We start from the raw sequence: 24449 nt of genomic DNA on the forward strand, positions 1-24449 counted from the left end.
GGGTCGGGGAGGTGGGGGTGGGTCCAGGGGGCGGGGGTGATCAGGTGGACACCGGACCGCTTGGGGGCGACGCCGTCCATGCCGGTGGTGTGCTCCAGCTTCCCGATCGGCAGCCACACCTTGAGCGCACTCAAATAGGCGGCGTTGACGTCCAGGGCGGTCACCCGGAGGTCAGGGCAGGCGGCGCGCATCGAGTAGGCGGGGTTGGTGTAGGCGGGGCGGGCCTCCCAGATCTGGTCCGGCTCCTTCGTCGAGGGCTTGTGCAGGATGTCGGGGAGCGCCGGATAGGCGGTGTACTCGTAGCGGGCCGTGGCCCGCGTCTCGTTGAAGAGGTGCATGACGTCCGGGATCGCCCGGCCGATCAGCGCCTTCAGCGCGGCATCCTCATCACCGCCGGCGCGCTCCGCCTCCTGCTCGACCGCACGCCGGATCAGCGCCATCAGATCCGCTTCGGCGCGCTCGGCGCTCTTGGACCGGCGCTGCGGGCGGGTCGGCACCGGGGCCGGGACCGGCGAGACCGGAGCCGGAGCGTGAGCGGGAGCGGGAGCGGGAGCGGCCGGGGCGGCAGCCGGAGCGGGCGCGGCGGCGGCCGGGGCGGGCGCGGCGGCGGCCGGGGCCGCAGTCGGCGGAGTGGTGGCGGGCTGGCACAGGGCACCGGAGTGGAGCGGGCGGCCGTCCGTGGACTGGTAGGCCGTCTCGACACCGCACCGGACGCACGGGCCCGGGTCACCCTCGATCGCGCGACCGTCCGGCCCGCGCAGCGTCTCCAGGTTGGTGAACACCGCAGGCACCGGCGGGGCGGGCGGCTGCGGGGGGCCGGAGGGCGCACCGGTGAACAGTGCCGCGACCGCGTCCTGGGCGGGCGCCGGGTGAATCTCGGCTAGGCCCTTCAACAGGCGCAGGTAGGACAGGCGAGCGGGCGGGACGGGGGTAGACGCTCCGGTCTCCCAGTTCGCGACGGTGCCGCGCTGGACTCCGACCGCCGCAGCGACCTGGGCACGTGAGAGCCCGGCCGCCTCGCGGAGCCGCAGGCGCTCCTCCGGCGGCGGGATCGCGGCGTTCAGCCGAGCCTCTTCGAGCAGCGATTCAACGCTCACATCTTCACTCATGAGAAAACTGTACCACCATTGCACGGCTTTTAGTGCTAGATTGCGCATCAGTTGCACGAGTCTTGGTCGTCACGTAGCGAGGAGCATAGGGGCATGCAGCAGACACAGCAGGCGAACCCGGCCGGGATCACCCTCCGGCCCCACCAGGTCGAAGCCGTTGACGCGATCGTGCGCGGCCTGTCCCTGCCCCCGGACGGGACGGTGCCCGTGGGCGGGCTGCGCGGGCAGGTCCACATGGCCACCGGAACGGGCAAGACCATCACCGCGGCCATGGCCGCGCTCAAGCTGTGCCCGACCGGGGTGATCGGCATCCTGGTCCCGACCCTGGACCTGCTCACGCAGACGGTCGAGGCGTGGCGCAGGGTGGGGCACACCGGCCCCGCCGTCGCCGTGTGCTCCCTCGGGGCCGACCCACTGCTGGAAGCCCTCGGGGTGCGCTGCACGACCAACCCGACACAGCTCGCCCTCTGGGCAAGCTCGGGGCCGATGCTGGTGTTCGCGACGTACGCGAGCCTTTCCGGGCAGGGGATGGCCGACGACCAGGGCGACGCCGACGACGAGACCCTGGGCGTGCTGGAGATGGCGCTGCGCGGCTCGTACGGGCAGCAAATGTCGCCCTTCGACCTGGTGGTGGTCGATGAGGCGCACAGGACGTCGGGCGACGCCACGAAGTCCTGGGCGGCCATCCACGATCAGTCCCGCTTCCCGGCCGCGCGGCGGCTCTACATGACCGCGACCCCGCGCCTGTGGACGGCCGGCCCCGCCGCGTCGACGCCCGGGGACAAGCAGGAGACCGGCCCGGCCGGGGCCGCGCCCAGCGGCGGTGAGGCGCTGGGCGGGCGGCTCGTCGCCTCGATGGACGACACCGAGCTGTACGGGCCCGTCCTCCACGAGACCGGCCTCATGGAGAGTGTGGAAAGGGGAATCCTCGCCCGTTTCGAGATCGACGTCCTGGAGATCCGCGACCCCTCACCCCTCGCGGACAACGCGTCACTGGAGGAGCGGCGGGGCCGGCGGCTCGCCGCCCTCCAGGCCGCGCTCCTCAAGCACGCTGATGAGACCGGCGTCCGCTCCTACATGACGTTCCACAGCAGGACGCTGGACGCCATGAGCTTCGCCCGTGCGATGCCGGAGACCGCCGCCCGCCTCCACGCCACCGACCCCGCCGCCTACCCCCGGCGCGTCGGCGCGGACTGGCTCTCCGGCGAACACCCCGCCACCCACCGCCGCGACGTCCTCGCCCGGTACGCGGACGGCCTGGACGCGGACGGATGGGTGTGCGAGCTGTCGTTCCTGGCCTCCTGCCGGGTCCTCGGTGAAGGCGTCGACATCCGGGGCACACGGGGGGTACAGGCCGTGGTCTTCGCGGACACCCGCAGCAGCCCGGTCGAAATCGTGCAGATCATCGGGCGTGCGCTGCGCCAGGAGCCCGGCGACGGCAAGGTGTCCCGGATCATCGTCCCGGTCTTCCTGGAGCCCGGGGAGGACCCCGGCGACATGATGGCCTCCTCCAGCTACCGCGGCCTTGTAGCGGTCCTCCAGGGTTTGCGTGCACACGATGACCGTGTCATCGAGCGCATGGCGCTGCCCACCACCACCGCACGCGGACAGATCACCTCCGTGCTCGCCCTCGACCCGCAGGAAACCGCAGCCGTCGAGGACGAGGGCCAGGAGGACGACGCCGGCGAGAGCGCGGCGGCCGGCCCCGCCGACGACCAGGACGACGAGGACGACGAGGACGACGGCAAGGAGGATGAGGGCCAGGGCGACGAGGAGAGCGACGCGGCACCGAGCATCGCGCCCGTGACCACGCCGCTGCTGCGGTTCTCCCTCCCCCGCGACCCCGAGAGCATCGCCCTGTTCCTGCGCACCCGCGTCCTGCGGCCCGACTCCGAGGTCTGGCTCGCGGGGTACACCGCACTGCGCACCTGGGTCCAGGAGCACGGCCACGCACAGGTCCCCCGTGAGACCACCATCGAGCTGGGCGACGACGGCGACACCTATGGGCTGGGCACCTGGGTCAGCGAGCAGCGCCGCAGCTTCAAGGCCGCAACCCTCAAGCCCTGGCGCACCGACCTCCTGAACGAAATCGGCATGGTCTGGTCGGTCGCGGACGCCGCATTCTGGAAGAACCTCGGCGCGGCCCGCGCCTACATGGCCGCGCACGGCAGCCTCGCCTGCCCGAGGGGCGCGGTGATGGACGGGGTAGCGGTAGGCCAGTGGCTCGCCAACCTCCGCAAACCCGGCGGGCTCGGCAGCGACCCGGTACGGGCCGACGAGCGGCGCAGGGCCCTGGAGGCGATCGACGCGGACTGGAATCCGCGGTGGCCCGTCGACTGGCAGCGCCACTACACCGCCGCCCGCGCCCTGCTGGCTGAGGAGCAGGGCCAGACCGAGATCCTGCCCGGCGTCACCGTGAACGGCCTCGACGTCGGCACCTGGATCACCAGGCAGACCGGCCCCGCCGTCTGGGACACCCTGGACCCCGAGCAGCGCACACGCCTGGAAGCACTCGGCCTCAAGCCTCAGACCGACAGCGCCCAGGCCGCCCCCGCCGGGAAGGGCGGCACATTCGAGCGGGGCATTGCTGCGCTCACCCAGTACGCCCAGCGCGAAGGACACCTGCAAATCCCCCGACAGCACACCGAACTGGTCGTCATCGACGGCCAGGAGCACGCCGTCAAGGCGGGCATCTTCCTCGCCAACAACAAGACCCGGCGAACGAAACTCACCGCCGCGAAGCTGGCCGCGTTCGCCGCCCTCGGCGTCGACTGGGCAGCCGAATGACCGCCCTTGCTCTCGCCGTCGCCCTGGCGGCCGGGTACCTCCTCGGCCGCCTGCGGCCCTGGCTGCGCCTCGGAGACTGGGCGGCCGACCAGATCCGCCACACCGGGGCGTGGGCCCGCGGCCGGCACAGCCGCCAGGCCGCCGTCCTCCTGGCCCACGCACTCACCGCGCCGCGCACCAGCTGGCGCATCATCCGCACCCCCGCAGCCGCCAGGCAGGAGCCCGCCCCCGTACGCGACCCCAACTGGGCCGCCACCCGCGCTACTCGCACCGACCAGGGAGACACCGAGTGAACACCGAGCAGAACACCGGCGCACCCCCACAGCACGACGCGGCGGCCGTCCTGGCGGCGGCGGACCGCTTCCCGTGGGCCCTCGCACCGCCGAAGGTGCGTCACTGGCCGGACGGGGCATTCCTGGACACCGCGCTCAGCGCGGTACGCCCCGAGGAACGCGCAGGCTACATCGAGCAGCTGGAAGCGTTCGTGCAGCAGCACCGCGCCCGCCTGGAGGAACTGCTGCGGGCGTACGGGCCGGGCAGCAGGCCCGCCTCACACGGCCGGTACGCACTCGTCGGACAGCCCGAGACCCTGGTCATCCTGGAACGCATGGAAACCGCTCCCTTCCTCCTGCGCAGCACATGGGACGACGAGCAGGAGGACGTCTTCCTGGACGATCTCGAATTCGCGTGGGGGCCGCGTATCCGCCTCAGCCGGTGAGAGACCGGGAAGGTGTGGCGGGGCCGGGCAGGGCGATCCTGTCCGGCCCCGCTGCTGTGTGGTCAGCCGAAGTCGAGCGTCTGCACCCGGTCAAAGGCCGGCTGACGCGCTACCCCCGGGCCGGGGTGCTCGTTGAGCGGGCATGAGCCGATCACTGCGCGCCCTGGCCGTGGGCGTCACCGCCGCTGCCCTTCTCACCTCGATGCAAGCGCCCGCCCAGGCCGCGGCCTCCGCGTGCACGCATCACTTCTCCGGGCCGCAGGTCTGCATCTCCACCACCGGGGAGTCGGGCAGCGCCAACCCCGGCAAAGTCTGGACGTCCTGGACCAACCCGCCCCGGGACCGTACGCGGGCGACGGTGCACATCACCGAGCCCGATGGCTTCACCTATACGATCACCGCCCGCCGCCGTGGCGGCCAGCTCATCGCCTCGACCATCCCCGGCGACCTGCTGGACGACGGCAAACTGTGCGCCCGCTACCAGGGCTCCCGCCGCACCGCCTGCGTACAGATCATCGACCGCAGCTGACCCACGACTGCCAGCTTGTCGCTACCCCAGGGACCGCGCCCGCTTAGCTCGTCCTACCTTCCAAGCATGGGTCTGAGGCGGCAGGAGCGGCAGCGCGCCCCGGTGCGGCTGGTACTGACAGCGTCTCCGGGCGGCTCATGCCGCGCACCGCTCGCGCTGCTCCTGGCGGCGGGCGACGCGCCGGAGCTCCACCCGGGCCGCCGGGGCCCGGCCCGCCGGAGTGGACCAGAACGGATGCCACCACAGCTGCTCGGACAGGGCCAGCAAACGGCGGCGCAGCGTGGTGGTGCGGGCCGGGCGAGGAGTCGCGAGCTCCCGGTAGGCCACGAGCCATGCCCGCTGCGTCTGCACAAGATCGTCGGGGAAAGGGAAGTGCTCCATACCTGCAATTAGAGCACTTGTTCGAATACCGGCGCAGCCGCCTCCGGTGTTCATCGCGTTGATCAGCCGCCGCGTTCGCCTCCGCCTCCGCCGCGTCGGTCGGCGTCTCTTATTATCGAACACGTGAGCGATATTCCGGACGCGGTAGAGCGGCAGCCCTGGCAGCCGACGGACGGGCCCGCACCGACCGTGCGGTGCTGGCCCCCCGCAGCCCAGCCAGCGCTTTACGTGCGGTCCGGCGGCCGGTGGCGCTACGCCCCCGTACACGCCCGCCACGAGTACCCCGATGGGACGGTGGCCTACCAGGCCGCGGTGGACCTGCACGGCGACACCTCGGTCACGGTCCGGCTCTACCCCTGGCCTCAGCCCGGACTCCGCCGCGCCCACGGAGCACCGGACCGACCAGCCCGTGGCTGAGACGGGCCAGGACACCGGAGCCTGATCCTGAACCCCATAACGTCGCCAAGGGCAAGTGAGCCGCACTCCTTCGGGGTGATCTTCCCGAAGGAGTGCGGTCGCTGCGCCACGGCTGGCAGCCTGAGCGGATGACTGACCACACACGGCCACGGGTGTACGGCACCGAGCACGACAGCCCCGCGACCGGACCGCAGCCCGGCCACACCTATCGCGAGCTGACCGGCGGGCCGCTGGACGGGCAGCTGATCGAGGTGACCGGCTGGACGGACGAGGAGATCACCACAGGTGCATACCTCATCACCCCTCACACTGCGTACGGGCCGGGCGGGCGAGCCTCCTACGCGCCGACCTTCAGTCGTCCAGACGGCCCATGGGTGTGGGAAGGCGACGTGCCCTGACCGGCCGAGCACGCCACGCCCCCGAGCGGTCCAGCGGCGGGCAAGGTCGTATCTCTGTCGGACGCCGCCACCGAGGTCTGGGACACGGCCGCCCGCCGGGTGGAGCCCTTCGGCGGCGCTGGGGACACGGTGGCGTCGGTCCGTACCACCGCCGCCTGGAGCCCTCCGAGGAGCCCGGCAGCTTGATCGATCTGAAGGTGCCGGTCAGCACCTTCACCCTCGGCCCGCCGGCTATCAGGCTACCGAGCCCGCGTGCTCCGTGGGGTCAGAAACAGGCACTCAGCAGCCCGTCATACGGTGCGTCGGGTGGTGGCCCACTCGATGACGTCGGCGGTGCGGCGCGGGTGACTGCCCCGGAGCAGGGCGAGGAGTCTGGGCGCGAGGTCAAGGGCGGTCTCGGGGTCGGTGTCGCGGATGACATGCCACACGGAGTGGGCGTTGCGGATGACGCGGAGCAGATCCGCGCGGCCCGTCCCGGACGCGGCCCCGGCTTCGAGCAGTCGCTCCGCTGTTTCCACAAGGAGCTCGACGGTCTCTGCGCTGTAGGTGGTGGCGGGGTCGGTGAGGGCGCGCCACGCACGGATGCCGATCGCATGGGGGTGGTCGGCATGGTCGGCAGGTGCTGCCGTCGCACCCCGGCAGGGCGGCGTGTGGGGCTCGGTGGGTGGCGTCGGGTGGGAGGCGACATCGACCACGCTGCCGTCCGGGAAGATGATCATGTTCCAGGGGCAGGCGAGGCGGACTCCACCGCGCGGGCGCGCACGGGGCGGGCTGCGAGAGCGGCCCGCACGCGTAGCTCCGTGCGGCCCTCTTCGCGCACTTCCTTGAGGTCATGGCCGCTGGAGATCACCTGGCCGTCCAGGGTCAGGATGAATCCGGCTACGTCGTCGGGGCGGATCATCAGGGCGTACAGCGGATGCGCAGGGATATTGGTCAGGTCGTACATCATGCCCCCTTCGGGAAATACGGTGGTGCCCATCCCACGTACTGCGCTCCCCATTTGGTCTCCACATCTGATGCGGGAATCACGTCGACGTACCCGGGTCGGAGCACATCATTGCTGATGATCTTGCCGTCTCCGAGGTATACGGATACATGCCCGTGCTCATTCCCGGTTTCCCAGTACATGAGCGCACCAGGCGGAATGTCACGTGAGCCGGGATGTTTCATGTGTTCGGGCATTACACGGTAATGGGTGATGGCTGATCCAACGCCCGCAGCATTCCATCCGTACACTTTGGCGGTAAATTTTAGGCACCATTTCCACCACTTTTTTTCATTCAGCCCCGGCTGACTCTTCGCCCATTCGATGGCTTCCGCTGTGGAGCGCGGGTTCTTGACTTCCGGCGGCCAGTCGGCGGCGTCGTCGTGGAACGGCGCCCCGACCGGTGTCTCGCTGGCCGGGGTGCATGCTCCCTGCTCGGGAGTGGACGGGTCCTGCTCCCTGCCTGTCTCGGACCCGGCCCGGGATAGATCGATGCCGGCCTGAGTGGCGACCTGCTCAGCTTGGCCACGGCGGGTGATGTACAGGCCGGGGTAGGCAGAGCGCTGTACCCGCTGGGCGGCTACCCCGGGGTCCATGAGCTGCCATTTGGGGACGTCGACCAGGCCGGGCGGGCGTCCGGGATTCCCTCCGAAAAAGAGGCCCGCGGAGTGCGGTGGATTAGTGATCTCAGCTGGGGTTCCCCATCCCTGTGACGGGCGCTGCTGAAATAGCCCGAGCGAATCAAGGTGACCGTGGTTGATGTTTTGCAGTCCGCTTTCCTGTAGTGCTGTCATAAGAGCGATCAGGGACGCCTTTCCGGGGAGCTCTCTTTCCTGGGCGACGTTGTCGATGATTTTTGCATTGTGGATCTGCTGTGCACGGATCGGACCGGGCACGGTGCTGGCCGAGGTCACTTCCTCGGGGAGTCCGGAGATTTCGCACCCGGCGCCTCCTCCTTTTCCGTCAGCTGATTTTTTGGCCGCTCCGGCGATCAGGGTGGTCGCCCCGAGACCGAGCATTCCGATCAGGCCGAGTGCGGTCCCGATGCACCCGGCCTTGAGGAGAAAGGGCGTAGCTGCGCGGGTGGCCGCTGCTTCGGTCATGTCACGGACGTCCATCAGACCCCCAGCACCCGGGAGACCCGCCAGCCTGCGCGGGTCAGGGTGAGCTCCACCCGCAGGAGGGCGGTGCGCCGCGCGGTTTCGTAGCCGGTGACGTTCAGGGTGGCGGTGACCTTCCGCCATACCTGGGCCGGGTTGTCGGGGGGCAGATCGGCTTCGGCCGGGCGGACGGCGACAGCTACGACCCGGGTCCTCTCACCACGGCTGACCTGGTGCCCCCACCCGGGCGGGGCATTGTCGATCAGATTCCGCGTCAGGTCGTCGGTGGCCTGTGCCGCGGCGCGGCGCACGCTGGCCCGGTGCGTGCCGTCCGCCACAGGGTCGCGGGTGAGGTAGGCGCGCACCCACTGCCCGGCGACATCGTCCGGGGTGTCCGTGGGCTCTGTCGCTGGGGTGCAGGCAGGGCGGATGCGGTGGGCGGGGAGGCTGCGGCGGGGGGCCGGTCGTCCGAGCCTTCCGTCTCATGCCGGCCTCCGCACCGGGCGACGGTGCCCAGGACGAGGACCAGGAGCACGAGCACGAGCACGGCGGCCGGGCTCATGGGGCGCCGCCGTACCTCGCTGAGGACGGCGGCCCGTTCACGGCGAGCGGCGCGGCGGCGTGCGCGCCGCCGCTGCCGGGATGTGTCCGGCGGCGGGCCGTCGTCCTTGGGGGCAGGGCATCGAGGAGTGCCCGCCAGTCCGGACCGGGGTCGGGGGTGTGGCGCTGGGCCATGGGGTGTCACTCCGTCAGGGGCGCGGTGGTGGTGGGGGGTAGCGGCGGCCGACGCGTGGCCGTGGGGTGCGCGGCGGGGGCAGTGTCCTTCGTCGCGCCGAGGGGGCCGGCGGCTGGGTCGCCCTGCGGGCAGTCCCCTGCGGGCGCGCAGGGATCGTTCTTGCCGTGGGTGGGGACAGGGGAACTTGCTGCCCCTGCTTCTGGGCGGTGGCCGGGGCGGGGATGGTCGTCACGGTCGGGGAATGCGTCGGGGCGGGGATGGACGGTTTCCCGTGCCCGGCCGGCTGCGCCCCGGCGCGGCCTGCGCGGCGGTGGGCGGCGGCCACGGTCGTTCCCGGGCCGGTGCCGCCGGGGCCGGGGCTGCGTCCCGGGCCTGTCCCGGCCCCCGGGGCAGGCCGGGGAGGAGGAAGAGGAAGGGCAGGCGGTGGCGGTGGTGGGGGCGGTGGGGCGTGTGGCCGGGGTGAGACGGCCGTGGCCGGGGGCCGGCTGCGCCGTTCGACCGCGTCCCCGATACGGCTGGAGATGCGGCCCGGTGTGCGCAGGACCCGGCCCGCCTGGCGGCTGAGGGTGCGGGTAGCCATCACGCCCATCAGTGCTCCCGCACCGGAGCTGGCGCCGACCCCGCTGGCGCCGACGATGCTGGTGAGGATGGCTCGGTAGCGGAAGGCCGCGACGGCTCCGGCGATGGAGAGGGCGGAGGAGCCGAGCCACCCGTAGGTGGGCATGGCCAGCGCGGTCGTCATTTGAATGATCATGACCCCGCCTGCGGTCAGGGTGGTGATGGCGGACTGCATGACTGTGCCGACGAGAGCGTCCATCCACCGCACACCCCACTGGCGGGGGCGGCCGGGGATCACCCACAGAGCCGCGAAAAGCGGGCCGACCACGAGCAGGAAGAGCGCGGCCATCATCGCGGTGACGGACCCGAGGAGCAGGGTGATCAGCAGCAGCCCGAAAAGCAGCGCGACGGGCACGGCGATGATGAGTACCCCTGCGCGCTCCAGCGGACGGTGTCCCTCACGCCAGCTCTTCGCTTCCGTGCCCACACCGTCGTCGACGTGCTCCTGGAGGTAGCTTTTGCGCTTCTCCTTGTCGGCCCCGTAGTCCAAGATCGCTTTGCCGTGCTTCTGGCAGAGCTCCACCGATCCGAACTCGGCCAGACACCAGGGCAGGGCGACGTAGACGCGCCATACGGTGTCGGTGGCACGGCGCGACACCCGGTCCGAGGCGTCGCCGGAGTAGGTGGTGGTGTGCCCGAGGGTGAACGGCATCTTCTCGATGCCGGCGCCCGATCCGATCCCGGCGTCCGTGGCGGACATGGCGATGTCGGTGCCGATCATGCGGCCCTCATCAACCCCGTCCACCCAGATCGTCGGGGTGGTGAGCAGCGTGGCCGCCGCCACCGCGGAGACCAGCACCCAGGCCAGCTCCGAGACGGCATTGCCCTCCCCTCGCTGGCAGCGCAGAAAGGCCACCACGCCGCCGACCGCCAGGGCGGAGGGGAAGAGCCCGACCGCGACCGCGCCGGCACTTCCGCTGATCGCCTGCGTCAAAGGTCCCCGCACCTCGGGCAGGTCGGTCATTCCGAACGTCCAGTCAGCCAGCGTGCTCACGGCCGCGCCGATGGTCACCAGGATCACCATCAGCACGTCGGCGATCATGTGCAGCGCCGGCTCCAGCACATCCCACTGGCCATAGTCCGTGTCGAGAGACCAGGTCAGCAGGTCGGGGTACGTCTCGTACATCGTGCCGCCGCCCTTGGGGGCGGGCGGGGCAGGCAGGAGGCCGCCCACGCCCTGGGGGTCGGCACTGTCGGCGTGTGCCGCCCCGGACGTGGCGGACAGGGTGGTGATCACCGCCATGACCGGAAGGGCCACGGTCCGGCCGCGCGGGGTGTGGAGGGTCACCTGATCTCCCGCGACAGGGCGGACAGGATCGGGTCGGCCGCGTGCGTGAGGTCGCTGTCCGCCACGTCCTCTCGCTGCTCCACCCACCAGGCCCCGGCCGCGTCGGTCATGCGCAGCGCCGTGAAGCTCGCGCGGGCGGGCTTGCCGGGCCAGGTGACCGTGTGGGTGACCATCACGCCCCACCCGGCCGGGTGGGCCGAGGTGGCCGGTACGCGGGTGGGGGGACGGTCCAGGAGGACGGGCCCGATGTCGGGGCCAGCCGGGTCGGGTGGCTGGGGGGTGGGGTGACGGTCATGGCAGTCGCCGCGGCGTGCGGTCGCCATCAGGGAGCAGGCGGTGGTCCAGTCGGAGGCCAGGACCGCCCGCATGTAGGCGCGGGCCCGGTCGGCGGCGGCCGCCGAGGCCGCGGGCTGCTTGTCCTGGCCACTGGTGGTGGTGGTGGTGCAGCCTGCGGCCAGGGCTACGGCCAGGAGGACGGCGGCGGACATCCGGTACCGGGCGGTCACAGGGTCACCTTTTCTGCGGCGGGGGCTTCGGCGGTGGCCCGGGGGGATGTGTCCAGCAGGTCCAGGAGCTCGCTGGTCGGGATGTCGATCTGCACCGTCGCCGCACCGAATCTGCGGTCCCGGATGATGCAATGGCCGTGCCTGATCTCGCCGGACGGTGCGATGCCGATGGAGCGGATCAGCTCCCGGCTGCGCGGGCCGGGCGGGAGGCCCAGCATTTCCGCGAGTGCGTCCTGCTGGGCGGTGGTGGTGAGCTGGAATCCGTAGACCGTGGCCAGCTGCTCCATGACGCCCGGCATCGCGGCGAGGCCGGTGGCGTCCTGTGTGTCCAGGTGCAGGCGGGTGCCCAGAGCGCGGCCGACGCGGCTGATGTAATCCAGGAAATGGCGTCCCTGGGGGGTGCCGGTGAGCACATGCACCTCCGGCACCAGGACGAGCTTGGTCAGGGTCCGCAGGTCCGGCCGTCCTGACGTGGTGATCCCGTAGGCGAGGATGCTGTGCATCGCCGCGACGGAGAGGGCCTGCGCGCTGGTCCAGCGCTCCCGCTCCTCCCCCACCGCAGGCAGGGTCAGGCCCGGCATCTGCACCACCCACACCCCCGGGTCGGTCGTCAGGGGTGCGGGCCCGCCCTCGGGGCGGCCCATGAAGAGGGCTCCGTGCGGGGTCTGGGCGAGCTCCCACAGCGCGGCCCCGGTCTCACACGCCAGCCGGTCCGAGGATTCCCGCAGGTGGCTGATGACCTGCCATGTCGCCGGCTTTGTGCAGGAGTCGAGCACGTGGTTCGTCGCGGCCTGGAGGGCCACCTCCGCACCGGCCGCCCGCAGGTGAGCGGGCGTCACGAGCGACAGCTGGGCAGGCACCTCGGTTCGCGCGGCGTCCCGCCCGGCCTCGGCCAGGAGCGGGATGAGGTCGGCCGTCCCCGCCATGGCCCGGGACATCCGCACCAGCCGGGTCGGCAGACCGTACCGGGCCGCCGCCAGCGGCAGACCGCCCATGTCCCCTTTGAAATCAATGGCCAGGACCCAGGCGGTGCCCATGGCGGCCTCCAGGGCGAGCATCGCACCGGTCAGTCCCTTGCCACGGCCCGCGCGTCCGATGGCCGCGCTGACCGTCGCGTCCCGGTGGTCGGCCACGGGTGCCATCCTCACCACACCCGGCGTCGACCCGGTCAGGAAACCGATGACGGGCCCGGTGTCGTCACCGACCCTGGCACCACCCCACCACCACGCCCCCGCCATCGCGGACGTGTCCCGCACATGGCCCAGGCCGGGCACCCGCACACGGTCTGCGGGCCAGGTCTCCAGCCAAAGGGCGCGCTGCTCGTCGGTGCCGACCTGGGCTGTGATGCCCAGGTCGGCGTAGTGCGCGGTCACCGCGTCCACGCGGGCCCGCAGGTCCTCCAGGCCCGTCGTGCTGGTCACGATCAGGCGGGGGTGGTCCTCCACGAGGGAGGACTCCTCCCGCTCCAGGTCGGCCCGCAGCCCCGCCATCGCCTCACCCGCGTCGGTGATGACCTGGCCCGGATCGCCGATCGCGTGATCGGCCGCCGACCGCGTCTGCTCCCGTACCGTCTTGGCGACGTCGTCGGTACGCGCGATCGCCTGGCGCTTCGGCAGGACCCGCAGCCGCACCGACGCCTCGGGGCTCACCGGGGTCAGCCGGCCCCAGACCTCGTCCTCGACCTGGCCCTCCTGGGAGGGCGGCAGATAGACCACCTCCGCCAGCGTGCGCAGCCACTCCCCCACGCCCGGGGTGCTCATCCGCTCGGGGAAAACGGGCATCGTCAGGACGCTGACCCACGCCGCGGCGTCCCCGTGGGCGTCAACCATCCGCATGTGGTCCGGGTAGGGCAGCGCCCGCCCCTGGGTCAGCGCCGCCAGCGCCGCCCCGGTCACCAGGGACCGGCCCGCTACGGGGGCGGGCACGCCCCGGTGCTGCTCGCGGGTGATCATCCAGGCCAGCAGCTCCACGGTGGCCGCCGAGCACCGCCAGGGCGAGGATTCCAGGCGTCGACCGAGACGCCGTGCGGCGGCGTCCCAGGAGGCGAGCTCCGGCGCGGGCACCCCGGAGGGGGACACCCCGGCCGCGTCACTGACCCGCCGGGCCGCCGAGATCTGCCGGGTACCCAGACGCACGCCCAGGAGCACGTGCCGGATGGGCAGGGCGATCTGGTCGAGGCGCGCGGCCCTGTCCTCGGCCCACTCCTGCCACCGGCCCGCACGGTAGAGCTGCGGTGCTTCCGCCCGGTAGTCGGCAGCCGAGTAGGGCGACCACAGCACCCGCAGGTGCACGTCCATACCGGCCAGGGCTGAGGTCATCGCCATCTCCGCCCGCGCCTGCTCACCGTCGCGCTCCGCCTCGCCCATCAGGTCGGAATTGCTCGTCTCACAGGTCCACCACCCCCACGCTTCGCTCTCGGTCAGCACCAGCCCGTCCGCGATGCCCGCGTAGGCCGGGGGCGGTGCCGAGCGCTCCCCGCCCACCCCCAGCAGGGCCGAGATCTTTTCCAGCACCTTCATGTGCGCCTCCCCGTGCGGCGACCGCGCCGGGTCACCTTCACCATGTGGTCCGGCCCGTACAGCCGGACTGTGTGTGCCATACCGACCGCCGGTCCGGCCGGCGGGACGTCTTCGGCCCCGGGCGCACCGAGCAGGCGGCGGGCACCGGCCCGGCCCAGGGACCGGGTCAGCGCCGGGGCGTGCCGCTCCCACCGCGCCCGGCGTGAGATCCACTCCGACCGGTGGGCCAGCGCCCGCCCGCCGCAGATCACCGGCCGGTGTCCGAGCAGCTGGTAGTGCGCTCCGACCACCCACACGGCCAGCACCGTGCGCCGGTCGCACTGCCGGGAGGGCTGCGCGCCCAGCACCGTCATCAGCGCGGGCGGCAGGAGGTAGAGCGTCATCCAGGACAAGGACGGGAAGCCCACCAGGAGGAGAAAAAATCCGTCCCAGACGGCGAAGACGAGTGCGCCGAGCAGCATCGTCCGGCGCAGCACCCCTTTCCCGAGATCGATACCGAAAAGTTCGTACTGCCGTGGCTCCAGGTTACTGAAATGCTGCGTGTATGTGATTCCGCTCCGCATCAGGAGGCAATCACTTTTGCCAGGTCAGTGACGACTTTTTTCGCCATATCGGGAAGCCACACAAAGATTGCGCAGAAGGAAGCCGAAGCGAAGAGCGCCAGCTTTTTGTTGAAGTCGTCATCCCAGGAGAGTTTTGTGGCCTTGATCGCCAGTCCGAGGATGAGGACATTTCCGCAGATCACCAGCACGGTAGATTTGAGGGCGTTTCCGGTCAGCGCCGCAAGCGTGATGTCGTGCACAGCTGTCTCTTTCTCTTGTGGTCAGGTCAGGTCGTCGCCGGAAATCCCGGCGACTTGCCAGCGGGCGGCGCGGGCGCTTTCCACACGTGTGAGCTGCACCCGGTATGCCTGTGTGATCTCACCGCCGCCGACCGCCCATACGACGTGGGCCCGGCCGGTGCGGTCCGGGCCGGTGCCGGGTGCGGCCTCCCAGCTCTGGACCCGCCCGAGCTCCACCCCCTCCGGCAGTGCGGGGACGGCCGTCCCCGGGGCCGCCGCCTGGGCGGCCCCGCCCGATGCCCATACGCGGAAGAAGCCGGTCACCGTCGTGCGGGTCGCGGCGGAGAACGCGGGGTCAACCGGCCTTTCGGGGTGCTCCGGGCCGGGGGCCTGGCGCTCGGGGACACCCAGGAGCGCGGGGGCCCGCTCACCACCAGGCGCCCGCCGCCGGCCACCGCCACGGGGATCTCCACGGCCACCCAGCGCACCGGCCCCGCCCCCGGGGCGATCTGCGCATCGACGCGGACTCGGGCGCGGCCCGCCCGGCCCGGGATGACCGGGCCGGGCACCACCAGGCCGACCGCCTGGGTGCCCCGGCCGTCCCATCCCAGCTGCGGGTCAACCCCGGCCGCCAGGACGGCGGCCAGCTCGCGCGCCCGGTCCTCGGGCTTGGCCTCATCCCAGGCCAGATAGGCGTGGGCGGCCCGCACGGCGAGCGCGCGGGCCGCGTCCTCGGGGTAGGCCGCGGCGGTCGGGCCGGGCGCGGGCGCGGCCTGCGGACCGGCAGGGGAAGGGGGTGGTGCGACGAGTCCCCGCAGTCCCGCCGCAGCCAGCAGTCCCACCGCGCCCCACAGAGCGATACGCCCGACGCGGACCAGAGCGGGCGGCTTCTCGGGCACGACCGCCCACGGCGTACCCTCGGATTCGGTTTTATGCCCGGACCCGTCCCCCGGATTACTCGTTACCCACGGGTTGACGGGAGGGGCCTGCGGCGCCTCCTGCGGCTTCCTGGTCCACATGCCCGTGAAACGATGCAAAGGGCCTGAAGGCACTAACATCCGGAACTTTTCCACTCTTTCGATAAGACCATGAAATTGTTCACCAATCGGGTCAGGGTCGAACGGGAGAACTGGCCTGCCAGCGCTTGAGCCAATCCGTGATCTCGTCACGGGTGTAATAGGTGACCCGCCCGTCATTCGTACCGGCGGGGAAGGGCACTCCCCGCCTCACGCTGCGCCCCTTGTAGACCTTGGCGGTGGCGTGCTCCCAGGGGAGCAGCCCCGCCGCGCATGCCTCGGCGAGGCTGAAGAGCTCCGGACCGGGACCAGTTACCTCGGTCGTTACCTCGGTCGTTACCTGGGCCCCTGTTACCGGTCCTGAGCTGGGCGGATTCCCCCCGGACCCTGGGGTGTGGCGGAGGGTAACCGCCCCGCCCGTCACCGGCTCCTCCGGGCCGCAGGAGCCGCCCACCAGGAAGGGCGGGATGGCCAGCGACCGGGCCTGCTCCATCGTCTCGTCCGTGATCCACGGAGCCATCTCCCCCGCGTCGAACCAGGCCGGCGCGGGCGGCAGGGACGCAAGCCGGGCGGCCACTTCCGGGACGATGAAAGCGGGCTGGAATTCCCTCACCCAGAGACCGTTCGTCTCCGGATTGATCCGCCCGTCCGAGAAAACTCCGCGCCCCGGAACCGTGGTGTCCGGGGACACCACGGCTGTCGACGCACCGAAAGCCACTGTCCACGACGGGTAATCGCAGTATCCAAGCTGCGCTTTCCACCCGATTTGCGCCCGCTCCATCGTGCCGCCGAAGTAGGCATTTGCCCACTGCTGCGCACCGACCCCGAACCGGTGGTCGGCCGACCGCCCCTGGAGAAGCCCGATCGAAAACCATTCCGCGAAAGGCGGAGTGCCCCGGCCCTTGATGTGGTATTTCCACCAGATCAGAGCCATCTTCATCATGGTCGGCAATTCATCCGTGACCAGGAGGCGCGGCACAAGCAATTGCCTCAGCGCCGGGTCCCCGCTTTTCCCGAGCGCGGTTTCCGCCGCCATCATCGACATAATGAACTCGCCGAGGGCCGCCACGCATTCGGCAGGAGTCTTGTGGACCCGCACACCGCTCTGCCCCTCAGCCTCCGAAAGCGAATTCTGCTTGGTGTCCAGAATATCCACCAGGGTCCCGGTCTCCCTGGCCTGCACCACTCCGAGATAGAGCACCGTGGATTTACCCGACCCGGTCAGACCTCCGACCCCGAAATGCGGTGTGGCCGATCTGGTGTGAATCACCACGTCCTCAAAATCGGACCCCCGGACGGCCTGGCCCACATACACCTGATACGGATCACCGAGCGCCTTCCACTCGACCGATCGCGGGAGCTGCAACGCCCGTGCGGGCGGCTCCCGGCGCACCCATTCGGCATAGGGGGCGGAATCGGCACGGTGCCACTTCTCCTCCCATTCGCCGGGCAGCCGCTCCGTCACCGTGGCGGTGAGCGACCGCTTGCCCGCCTCTCCCCCGGGCCACCCCGCCGGCAGCCGCAGCACCACCCGGGCACCGGGCACACCGACGTCCCCGGGCAGGTGCAGCCACCGCCGCTGACGCTGCGACTCCTCCAGCCCCAGCGCGGGGCGCAGGGCCTCCCACATCCCCGGCCCGTACACGAGATCCGCCCCCGCAGGCCGGGGCCGCCACCACCCCAGGGCCGCCGGACCCGTCACCGCCGCCGCCACCGCCACCGTGGCCAGAGCGCCCGCCCCGGCCATCACCTCCGGCCACCGGCCCCGCCACCCGGCCACCGCCGCCGCGGGCACCGCCAGGCGGACCGCCGCACGGGCAGCACCCGGCCAGCAGGACCACCGCCGCGCCCCGGCCACCAGCCGCGCACCGCGCCCCTGCTTCACGCCGCACGCCGGGGCGGCGAGGTCAGCGGCCCTACGCTCGCGCACCACCTCCACCCCCGCACACCACCAGCTGGCCGACGACGAGGGGGGCCCGCACCGCAGGTCCTGGCCCGTCAGAAACCGCAGCAGCAGCCCATCCCCCGGTCCTCGCAAGGCGGCCTTCCCCGGACGCCCCGCTCGCACCCGACCGGTGGGCCGCTGCTGTGCCAGCACGCCCAGCACCGGCACACCGACCATCACGGCGGCGACGGCCGCCGCCGCCGGATTCTGCGTGGCCCACCCCCACAGATCCCCGTACACCCGCACCCTCCCAACCGGGACACACCATCCCTCACCCAGAGAAACGAGACATCCGGGCGCGGGAAACCCCCGAACGCCTCGCGCACATAGGGCAGATGGGGTGACAGCCTGCGCCTGCGGCCGGTCACGGCCGGACTCTGGGGCACGGTGGGCCCATGCTCCGCCTCTGCACCACGCTGTCCGCCGCAACCGCCGCGATCCTCCTGACGGGGTGCGTGGCCCTCTCCCCGCCGGACGCCGACCCGCCCCGCCACCATCCCGCCGGGCGCTCCCTGCCGCTCGTCCCGCCTGCCTCCCCCTCCCCTCTGGAGCAGCCGCCGGGCATCGAGGAGCTGGTGCGGATCGGGCCCTCTCCGGCGGCGTCGGCCACCGCGGATCACCAGCGGCACCGGAAGCCGGCGGCGCGGCCCGAGCGCCGCCCGCAGCCGCCCGTGGCCGCACCGCACCGGGCCCGGCCGTCCTCCCCCCGCAGCCGCCCCCGGCCCCCGGCTTCCGCCCCGCCGCGCCGCACCGAGCGCTGGGCCCCGAGCACCCCCCGCGTGCCCTCCGGCGGCGGCATGCGCTCGGTCTGCCGGTCCGCCCAGGGCGTCACCTCCCCGGGCGTGGTGACCCTGTGCCGGTCCATCGCGGGGCGGTAGCCCTGGGACTGGTACGACGAGAGGGGAAGGGCTACGGGGCCCTCTGCGAGCCAGGCAGGTAGACCATCACCCCACCGGTGATCGGCACGCACCGCGTGTCAGCCGGAAGCTGGACGAGTGCCACGGTCTCGGCCTGTCCCGCCACGCTGATGCGCTGGAGGTGGTCACGGCCGTACAGGACGGTCCCGGGGTCCTCCAGCGTGCCGGTGATGCACAGCACCGGGTCAGGAAGGTAGCGACCGCCATCGGCCTGTCCTGCGGCCACCTCGATCCCGTTCACCTCAGCCGCCACATGCTCCAGCGGGGTCTGGCACGGCGGGCACAAGACGAGCGCGATCCTGCCCCCCTCGTACTTCCCGGACCAGTTCTCGGCGGCCTTGGACGCAAGGTCCTTCGGCGCGTAGCAGCCGCACCGGGTGCACCGGAGCCGCGTTCCTGGCCGAGTCTGTGGGCGCTTCTTACGACTCATGCTCGGTCAACGACTCCTGGCAAGGACGGTACCGGCGGCCCGGCGGCCGGTGCGGCTACGGTCCCCGGCACGACGACCCCGACGACTGGCAGGGTGACACCCCCTGACACGCTCCCGCCGGGGCCGTGCAGCATTCGGCCCCGGCCGCCACCGCCCCGTACGTCACCGACGCCCGGTGTACGTCACCGAGGTGACGTACACCGAGGACCGCCAGGAGCACGGTGGGCACGGCTCCCGGCCGGACGTCCAGCGGTGACCCGGCTCCGGGCCTCCCCCGGGGCGTCATCGGACGACGATCGGGACGAAAACCGCAGCGAGGAAGGTAGCGCCGACGAGACCCACCGTCAGCGGTGCGACCCACGCCGGGTGGCGGTGGGCGAGGTAGACGAGCCCGGCGACGAACAGGAAGACGACGAGGACCAAGAGCACAGCGACGATCAGGGCGAGCGAGGACACAGGTGTTCTCCTTGAAGTTCGAGAGAGGGCGCTCCGGGTGAGCGCGGGACCTACAGTCCGCACCGGCCGCCGGGCGATCCAGTCCTCGCGAAAATCCGATCGGGGCGCCGCCGGCAGGCCGGTGACGGTGCATCGGAACGGATTCGCGAGGGCTTGACACCCGGTGATCGCGGACTGTGGCAGCACACTGCGACGCGGCGGGGTAAGGCACGCAACCCCCGCCGTTCAGATGCCAGGCGGCGGCGGCGGTGGTCATCTGACCGGCCGCTTTCCTTCTCCACTTCTGATGTCGGTGTCACTGAGCACGATCTGTGACACCCAAGCCCCGAATGTGACGCACACCACTGGCTGCCCGATCTGCGGAGCTGGCGGCACACCGCCCCGGCGCGGGGCTAGCCGCGCAAGGTCCGGTGCGGCGGCGGTCACCCGACCGGCTGGGCAGGCGCGGCGGACTGCGCAGGCCGGGACGGGGAGGACAGGGGGATGACGCGTCCGATCCGGATCTGGCTCCCTTTCTGTCAGTCACGTCATTCGGGGTTCTGCGCTACACCCTGTCTGATGCTTTGAGAGCCGGATTCCCGCTTGGCTAGTGGTCGCGCGTTCGGCTCCCTTTGGTCTCCATGTCGAGACCGCTATTAACGCCGGGGCTCCGTCGAGAACCTACGCGTATGTCTTCCTCTCGAATGCCAGGGTGGGCATTCGAGCGCGGTCTAGTGACGGTCGCTCGTTGTTGTTGGAGGGGTGCTGTAATTCCTCCAGTGTGCGGCCGCGTTTTTCCGGATGGGCATCTTGGCATGCCGGGGGCGGCTCCGGCCGGCTCCGGGGAGGGCGGTCCGCGGGGAGGTTCCGAGGGGCGCTCTCCGGCGGACCTGGCGGGTGGCTCCGCGCCCGGGTGGCGGCGCTCCGAGGGTGGCGTGGGCGGCTCCGGGCCGGGGTGGCGGATCTCCGGGCGCGCGGTAGGGCGGCTCCGAGGGCGGAGCGTCTGGTGCCTGGTGGTCGTGGAGCTGGCGGGCCACTGTGGGGCGGTCTGTGGACGGGGTACTTCTGCGGGTGCGGCGGTCGTGGTCCTTGGTCGGCTGCTGCAATGACTCCCGCCATGCGGTCGGTTGATCCGCTTGTCGCAAGGTGATGACCTGGTCATACGTCCCAGTTTCCTCGCGTCTTCCTGACGCATGGCGCTACCTGTCGGCTGCGGTCGGTCGTCACGGTTCAGTGGGTCCGTGGTTCCACGGTTGCCCGGTCCGGTGGGTCCGTGGTTCCACGGTTGCCCGGTCCGGTGGGTCCGTGGTTCCACGGTTGCCCGGATGGTTCCGTGGTTCCACGGCTGCCCGGTCCGGTGGGTCCGTGGAATCAGGGGATCGGGTAACCGTGGAACGGTGGTATCACGGTTTCGTGGGTCCGGGGGTGGTCCGGTGAGGGAGGGGGACGCCTTCACGGGTCAGGTAGTCGGTGACGGCCTGGGTCAGTAGGGACTTGACGGTGACGCCTTGTAGGGCTGCGGTGGCGCGTAGGGCGCGGGCCACGCTGACGGGCAGCTCGGAGGTGAAGGAGCGGTAGGGGTCCGGGTCCGGAGCGGACAGCTTGGAGGGGAGCTGCTGGTCCTGGGGGACTTCGTCGTACTTGGGCATAATCAGGCGGCGCTTTTCTCTAGATGGGTGATCCTGTTTCGGAGCCAGGTGTATGCGTCGCGGAAAAGGGCGGCCATATCGCGTCCTTGTGATCCGCATTCTGTGAGTGGGAGTGCTTTTTCTGAGGCGGTCTTCATGACGGCGAGTTCCGGGAATCGGGTAGGGCAGATGGATTCCGGTCCGGAGATTTTCGCCATGTCTTCCAGGCGGGTGCGGTGGACTCCTAGATGGGCGCGGTACCGGGTGGGAACGAATCCCGCGATTTGGAGGTCTGGGTTGAGAGTGTGGCGGTCGCGGGCGATTCTTTCGGATACGCGTCGTGCGGCCTGTACGGATTCGAATTCTGCTTCGCACGGCACAAGCAGGTAGTCGCTGGCCGTCCATGCGTTGTCGGTCAGGTGCGACAGCAGCGACGGGGGGCAGTCGATCAGGACGAGGTCGTAGGCGTCCACGACGGTGGCCAGTGCTCGCAGGAGACGGCGTTCCGCGCTGGGGAGACCGGCTGTGAGCCCCAGGAGCTCCAGGTCGAGATCGGAGGGCAGGACGTCGATGCGGCTGCTGTAGGGGGCGCTCCAGCCGCACGGGGTGACAATGCGGGCGGCTTCTCCCCGGGCCGGTGAAGGCAGGACGCCTGCCAGACTCGCGGCGGCGCGGTCCTCCAGGGCGTCGGGGAGATGGGCGCGCAGGCGGCGGGTGGAGTTGCCCTGGGGGTCCATGTCTACGACCAGGACGCGCTCGCCGGCTTCGGCAGCGGCGGCTGCGAGGCCGACAGTGGTGCTGGTCTTGCCGACGCCGCCTTTGTGGTTGGCAACGGCGATGTGCGGCGGCAGGGCGGAGGGCGGGTGGGATTGGGCCATGGTGACGTCCTTTCGCGGGAGTGGACGGACGTCACCGGGATATCACGGTTCCGTGATTCCGTGGTCCCACGGGGTGGGTGGCGTGCTGGTTCCCAGGAACCACGGAACAGTGCTTCCGCGCTTCCGCGCTTCCGCGCTTCCGCGCTTCCGCGCTTCCGCGCTTCCGCGCTTCCGCGCTTCCGTGGTTTCGGGGTGTCGTGGCTCTGTGTGCCGGGTGCGGCGGGCGGTAGCGTGGTGCTGCACAGCAAAGAGCGGGCCCCGAGGCGATGACTGCGCCTCGGGGCCCGCTCTGTGTGTGCCGGGGTCAGGCGGTGGTGTGCTCCTGACTGTTGGTGTGGGGCAGGGTGTAGCCGGTGCTGATCAGGGCGCGGGCTTCCTTGAGGTAGTCGCTGGCGGTGGATTCCTTGACGCCCATGGCCTGCTCGATGTCGTAGAGGGCGACCTTGCCGGTCTGGCTGGTGAGGACCATGCGGGCGACCTTGCGGACGGCGCGCTCGCGGGGCTGGAGGCGGGCGTTGTCCTCGTCCTCGGCGGCCTGGCGCTCGGCGCGGGCGATCTCGGTGCGGAGCTGGGCGGCCTCGTGGTCGAGGCGGGCGGCCTCGGCGCGGGCCTGGGCGTCCGCGTGGAGCGCGCGGCCGGCTGCTTGCTTGTCCTCGGCCGCCTGGCGCTCCTGCCGGGCGGCTTCGGCGGCCAGGCGCTGGGTCTCGGCATCGGCGGCGGCCTGCGCCTGGCGGTCCTGGGCGGCCTTGCGGTCCAACTCGGCGGCGGTCGCGCCGGTATATGCCTTCTGGGTGGCCTGGTCGCGCACCTGGGCGGCCTCCTGCTCGATGCGAGCGGCTTCGTGGTCAAGGCGGGCAGCCTCGGCGCGGGCTGCGGCCTCCTCCTTCAGCGCCATCGCGGTCGTCCGCTGGTCCTCGGCCGCCTGGCGCTCCTGCCGGGCGGCTTCGGCGGCCAAGCGCTGGGTCTCGGCCTCGGCGGCGGCCTGCGCCTGGAGGTCTTCGGCGGCCTTGCGGCGCAGCTCGGCGGTACGGGCGTTCTCCTCGGCCTGGTGCTCGGCCTCGGCGCGGCGGGCTGCGTCGAGCGCGGCGCGCTCGGCGGTGGACTGGGCGGCCTGGGCCTGGATTCCGGCGGTGGCGGCGGTGGCCTCGGCCTGGTGGGCGGCGGCGCGGACCTCTCCGTCGGCCAGGGCCTTGAGCTTGGCCACCTCGGCTTCCTGGCGGGCCTGGTCGGCTTCCTTGGCCAGGGTGTCCATGCGGGCCTGGTGGGCGTCCTCGCGCTCCTGACGCTCACGCTCGCGCCGCTCGGCCTTCTCCCGCTGCTCCCTCTCGCGCTTGCGGGTCTGCTCGGCCTTCTCGTCGTCGCGCTGCTGCTGCTCGCGGTCCTCGGCCTCCTGGCGCTCGGCCTGGCGCCGGGAGGCTTCCTGGGCCTTCTCCTGGGTCAGCATCCGGGCGGGGATGGCGCGGGCCTCCTCCACGCTGACCCCGTAGGGGGCCAGCAGGGCGGGCATCCGGTCCAGGACGCTGGCGCGATCCTGCGTGCTGCCCTCCGCGTACCGGGCGCGGTGCTTCTGCCACACGCGGTAGATGGCGAGCTGGCGGACGAACTGGCGGGCTTCGGCGTAGGGGGCCGGGTAGGTCTTGGCGTGCTGGAAGATCTTCCAGGTGACACGGAAATTGAGCAGCCAGTCGGCCAGGGTCAGGGCCTCATCGTCCAGGTGCCCGGCCTCCAGGCGGGCGGTGCGCACGATCGCCCACCGGGCGACCTCCGTCAGGATCACGTAGGCGACCGGCATCATCGCGTGGCCCAACAAGCGCCCGGGATCGGCCTGTACGGCCTCCAGGAGGCCCGGGGAGCGGGGCATGCCCCCGGCAGCTGCCGACACGTTCAGGGCGATCGTGACGGCTGTCAGGGCGTGCGCGCAGACCCGCACCCACGGGCGGGCCATCCGGCGCCAGGCCATCACGAGATCAGCGGTGTACAGGGCGATGATCAGCCCGTCCACCCCGAGCGGAAACGCGTACGACTCCCACCCGCTGCCGAATCCCCAGCCCACGGCCGCGTCACGCAGAGCGCCGTAGGAGAGGGCGAAACCGACGCCTGCGGCGGTCAGTCCGGAGAGAACCGCGACGATGGCGAGCGGGATCATCAGCTTGCGGCTGCCCGGCGTCCCCGGCTTCTTCCCCTCCAAGCCCGGCTCCCGGACGTCGGCCGTACCGCTTGCGGCCACCGCGGTCTCGTTCTGGCCCCGCGCCGGCTGCTGCTGCGGCGGCGCGGACCGCGCCTCGGGCATCGTGATCGTCGTGCTCATCTGGGTCTCCTTGCCGAAAC

27 protein-coding genes are annotated in these 24449 nt (G+C 71.6%); 7 read left to right on the forward strand and 20 right to left on the reverse strand.

Annotated features, from left to right (window positions below; all coding sequences use genetic code 11):
* Positions 1-1109: helix-turn-helix domain-containing protein (locus Sfulv_RS29450; protein WP_173318357.1), on the reverse strand; the 1109-nt coding region annotated here is incomplete at its 3' end.
* Between the two features lie 93 nt (positions 1110-1202).
* On the opposite strand from Sfulv_RS29450, the gene Sfulv_RS29455 reads away from it, so the two are divergent.
* From Sfulv_RS29455 to Sfulv_RS29470, 4 genes are all read left to right on the forward strand, one after another.
* Positions 1203-3896 carry a DEAD/DEAH box helicase gene (locus Sfulv_RS29455; RefSeq protein ID WP_173318359.1) on the forward strand — a complete coding sequence of 898 codons (2694 nt, stop codon included), beginning with the start codon at positions 1203-1205 and terminating at the stop codon, positions 3894-3896.
* Positions 3893-4189: a hypothetical protein gene (locus tag Sfulv_RS29460; protein WP_173318361.1), complete on the forward strand. Its 297-nt coding sequence runs from the start codon at positions 3893-3895 to the stop codon at positions 4187-4189. Before Sfulv_RS29455 ends, Sfulv_RS29460 begins: the two co-directional genes overlap by 4 nt.
* Entirely contained in the window at positions 4186-4614 is a 429-nt protein-coding gene (locus Sfulv_RS29465) for a hypothetical protein (RefSeq protein ID WP_173318363.1), read from the forward strand. The genes Sfulv_RS29460 and Sfulv_RS29465 overlap by 4 nt, the downstream gene beginning before the upstream one ends.
* A gap of 142 nt (positions 4615-4756) precedes the next feature.
* On the forward strand, positions 4757-5143 hold the full coding sequence (locus Sfulv_RS29470; RefSeq protein ID WP_173318365.1) for a hypothetical protein: 387 nt from the start codon (positions 4757-4759) through the stop codon (positions 5141-5143).
* A 135-nt stretch (positions 5144-5278) separates the two neighbouring features.
* On the opposite strand, the gene Sfulv_RS29475 is transcribed toward Sfulv_RS29470, so the two are convergent.
* Positions 5279-5524 carry a DUF8825 domain-containing protein gene (locus Sfulv_RS29475; RefSeq protein ID WP_173318367.1) on the reverse strand — a complete coding sequence of 82 codons (246 nt, stop codon included), beginning with the start codon at positions 5522-5524 and terminating at the stop codon, positions 5279-5281.
* 123 nt (positions 5525-5647) lie between these two features.
* Here Sfulv_RS29475 and Sfulv_RS29480 point away from each other — a divergent pair, with 123 nt between their 5' ends.
* Together Sfulv_RS29480 and Sfulv_RS29485 are read left to right on the forward strand one after the other, a co-directional pair.
* A complete protein-coding gene (locus tag Sfulv_RS29480) occupies positions 5648-5941 on the forward strand; it encodes a hypothetical protein (protein ID WP_173318369.1) in 294 nt (97 codons plus the stop codon).
* A 128-nt stretch (positions 5942-6069) separates the two neighbouring features.
* Entirely contained in the window at positions 6070-6339 is a 270-nt protein-coding gene (locus tag Sfulv_RS29485) for a hypothetical protein (RefSeq protein WP_173318371.1), read from the forward strand.
* A 290-nt stretch (positions 6340-6629) separates the two neighbouring features.
* On the opposite strand, the gene Sfulv_RS29490 is transcribed toward Sfulv_RS29485, so the two are convergent.
* From Sfulv_RS29490 to Sfulv_RS29550, 13 genes are all read right to left on the reverse strand, one after another.
* Positions 6630-7058 (reverse strand): hypothetical protein, encoded by a 429-nt coding sequence (locus Sfulv_RS29490; RefSeq protein WP_173318373.1) that lies wholly within the window; start codon positions 7056-7058, stop codon positions 6630-6632.
* Positions 7055-7318 (reverse strand): hypothetical protein, encoded by a 264-nt coding sequence (locus tag Sfulv_RS29495; protein WP_173318375.1) that lies wholly within the window; start codon positions 7316-7318, stop codon positions 7055-7057. Before Sfulv_RS29495 ends, Sfulv_RS29490 begins: the two co-directional genes overlap by 4 nt.
* The gene (locus tag Sfulv_RS29500) at positions 7285-8427 is read right to left on the reverse strand and encodes a peptidase M23 (RefSeq protein ID WP_173318377.1); all 1143 of its coding nucleotides are present in this window, start codon (positions 8425-8427) and stop codon (positions 7285-7287) included. Before Sfulv_RS29500 ends, Sfulv_RS29495 begins: the two co-directional genes overlap by 34 nt.
* Before the next feature lie 14 nt (positions 8428-8441).
* The gene (locus Sfulv_RS29505; protein ID WP_218578101.1) at positions 8442-8762 is read right to left on the reverse strand and encodes a hypothetical protein; all 321 of its coding nucleotides are present in this window, start codon (positions 8760-8762) and stop codon (positions 8442-8444) included.
* A gap of 220 nt (positions 8763-8982) precedes the next feature.
* On the reverse strand, positions 8983-9159 hold the full coding sequence (locus Sfulv_RS29510) for a hypothetical protein (protein WP_173318381.1): 177 nt from the start codon (positions 9157-9159) through the stop codon (positions 8983-8985).
* Between the two features lie 14 nt (positions 9160-9173).
* On the reverse strand, positions 9174-11066 hold the full coding sequence (locus Sfulv_RS29515) for a hypothetical protein (RefSeq protein ID WP_173318383.1): 1893 nt from the start codon (positions 11064-11066) through the stop codon (positions 9174-9176).
* Positions 11063-11572, reverse strand: a complete 510-nt coding sequence (locus Sfulv_RS29520) for a hypothetical protein (RefSeq protein ID WP_173318386.1) — start codon at positions 11570-11572, stop codon at positions 11063-11065. The genes Sfulv_RS29515 and Sfulv_RS29520 overlap by 4 nt, the downstream gene beginning before the upstream one ends.
* Positions 11569-14091: an ATP-binding protein gene (locus Sfulv_RS31340; protein WP_173318388.1), complete on the reverse strand. Its 2523-nt coding sequence runs from the start codon at positions 14089-14091 to the stop codon at positions 11569-11571. The genes Sfulv_RS29520 and Sfulv_RS31340 overlap by 4 nt, the downstream gene beginning before the upstream one ends.
* A complete protein-coding gene (locus Sfulv_RS29530) occupies positions 14088-14552 on the reverse strand; it encodes a hypothetical protein (RefSeq protein WP_218578102.1) in 465 nt (154 codons plus the stop codon). Before Sfulv_RS29530 ends, Sfulv_RS31340 begins: the two co-directional genes overlap by 4 nt.
* Positions 14553-14653: 101 nt before the next feature.
* Positions 14654-14893 (reverse strand): hypothetical protein, encoded by a 240-nt coding sequence (locus tag Sfulv_RS29535; RefSeq protein ID WP_173318392.1) that lies wholly within the window; start codon positions 14891-14893, stop codon positions 14654-14656.
* A gap of 21 nt (positions 14894-14914) precedes the next feature.
* Positions 14915-15196 (reverse strand): hypothetical protein, encoded by a 282-nt coding sequence (locus tag Sfulv_RS29540; protein WP_173318394.1) that lies wholly within the window; start codon positions 15194-15196, stop codon positions 14915-14917.
* Complete coding sequence (locus tag Sfulv_RS29545; protein WP_173318396.1) at positions 15193-15771, reverse strand: hypothetical protein; 579 nt, start codon at positions 15769-15771, stop codon at positions 15193-15195. The genes Sfulv_RS29540 and Sfulv_RS29545 overlap by 4 nt, the downstream gene beginning before the upstream one ends.
* Before the next feature lie 211 nt (positions 15772-15982).
* A complete protein-coding gene (locus tag Sfulv_RS29550; RefSeq protein ID WP_173318398.1) occupies positions 15983-17827 on the reverse strand; it encodes a hypothetical protein in 1845 nt (614 codons plus the stop codon).
* A gap of 401 nt (positions 17828-18228) precedes the next feature.
* Here Sfulv_RS29550 and Sfulv_RS29555 point away from each other — a divergent pair, with 401 nt between their 5' ends.
* Entirely contained in the window at positions 18229-18711 is a 483-nt protein-coding gene (locus Sfulv_RS29555) for a hypothetical protein (RefSeq protein ID WP_173318400.1), read from the forward strand.
* Between the two features lie 31 nt (positions 18712-18742).
* Here the strand turns inward: Sfulv_RS29555 and Sfulv_RS29560 are convergent, their stop codons facing one another.
* The 5 genes from Sfulv_RS29560 to Sfulv_RS31345 form a co-directional block, all read right to left on the reverse strand.
* Positions 18743-19003: a hypothetical protein gene (locus Sfulv_RS29560; RefSeq protein WP_173318402.1), complete on the reverse strand. Its 261-nt coding sequence runs from the start codon at positions 19001-19003 to the stop codon at positions 18743-18745.
* Between the two features lie 459 nt (positions 19004-19462).
* Positions 19463-19636, reverse strand: a complete 174-nt coding sequence (locus tag Sfulv_RS29565; protein WP_173318404.1) for a hypothetical protein — start codon at positions 19634-19636, stop codon at positions 19463-19465.
* A gap of 1382 nt (positions 19637-21018) precedes the next feature.
* Positions 21019-21264 carry a hypothetical protein gene (locus tag Sfulv_RS29570; RefSeq protein ID WP_173318406.1) on the reverse strand — a complete coding sequence of 82 codons (246 nt, stop codon included), beginning with the start codon at positions 21262-21264 and terminating at the stop codon, positions 21019-21021.
* A gap of 2 nt (positions 21265-21266) precedes the next feature.
* The gene (locus Sfulv_RS29575; protein WP_173318408.1) at positions 21267-22121 is read right to left on the reverse strand and encodes a ParA family protein; all 855 of its coding nucleotides are present in this window, start codon (positions 22119-22121) and stop codon (positions 21267-21269) included.
* 304 nt (positions 22122-22425) lie between these two features.
* The gene (locus Sfulv_RS31345; protein ID WP_173318410.1) at positions 22426-24429 is read right to left on the reverse strand and encodes a DUF2637 domain-containing protein; all 2004 of its coding nucleotides are present in this window, start codon (positions 24427-24429) and stop codon (positions 22426-22428) included.
* Positions 24430-24449: the final 20 nt, after the last annotated feature.

Source organism: Streptomyces fulvorobeus (assembly GCF_013167895.1).
Classification (GTDB): Bacteria; Actinomycetota; Actinomycetes; order Streptomycetales; family Streptomycetaceae; genus Streptomyces; species Streptomyces fulvorobeus.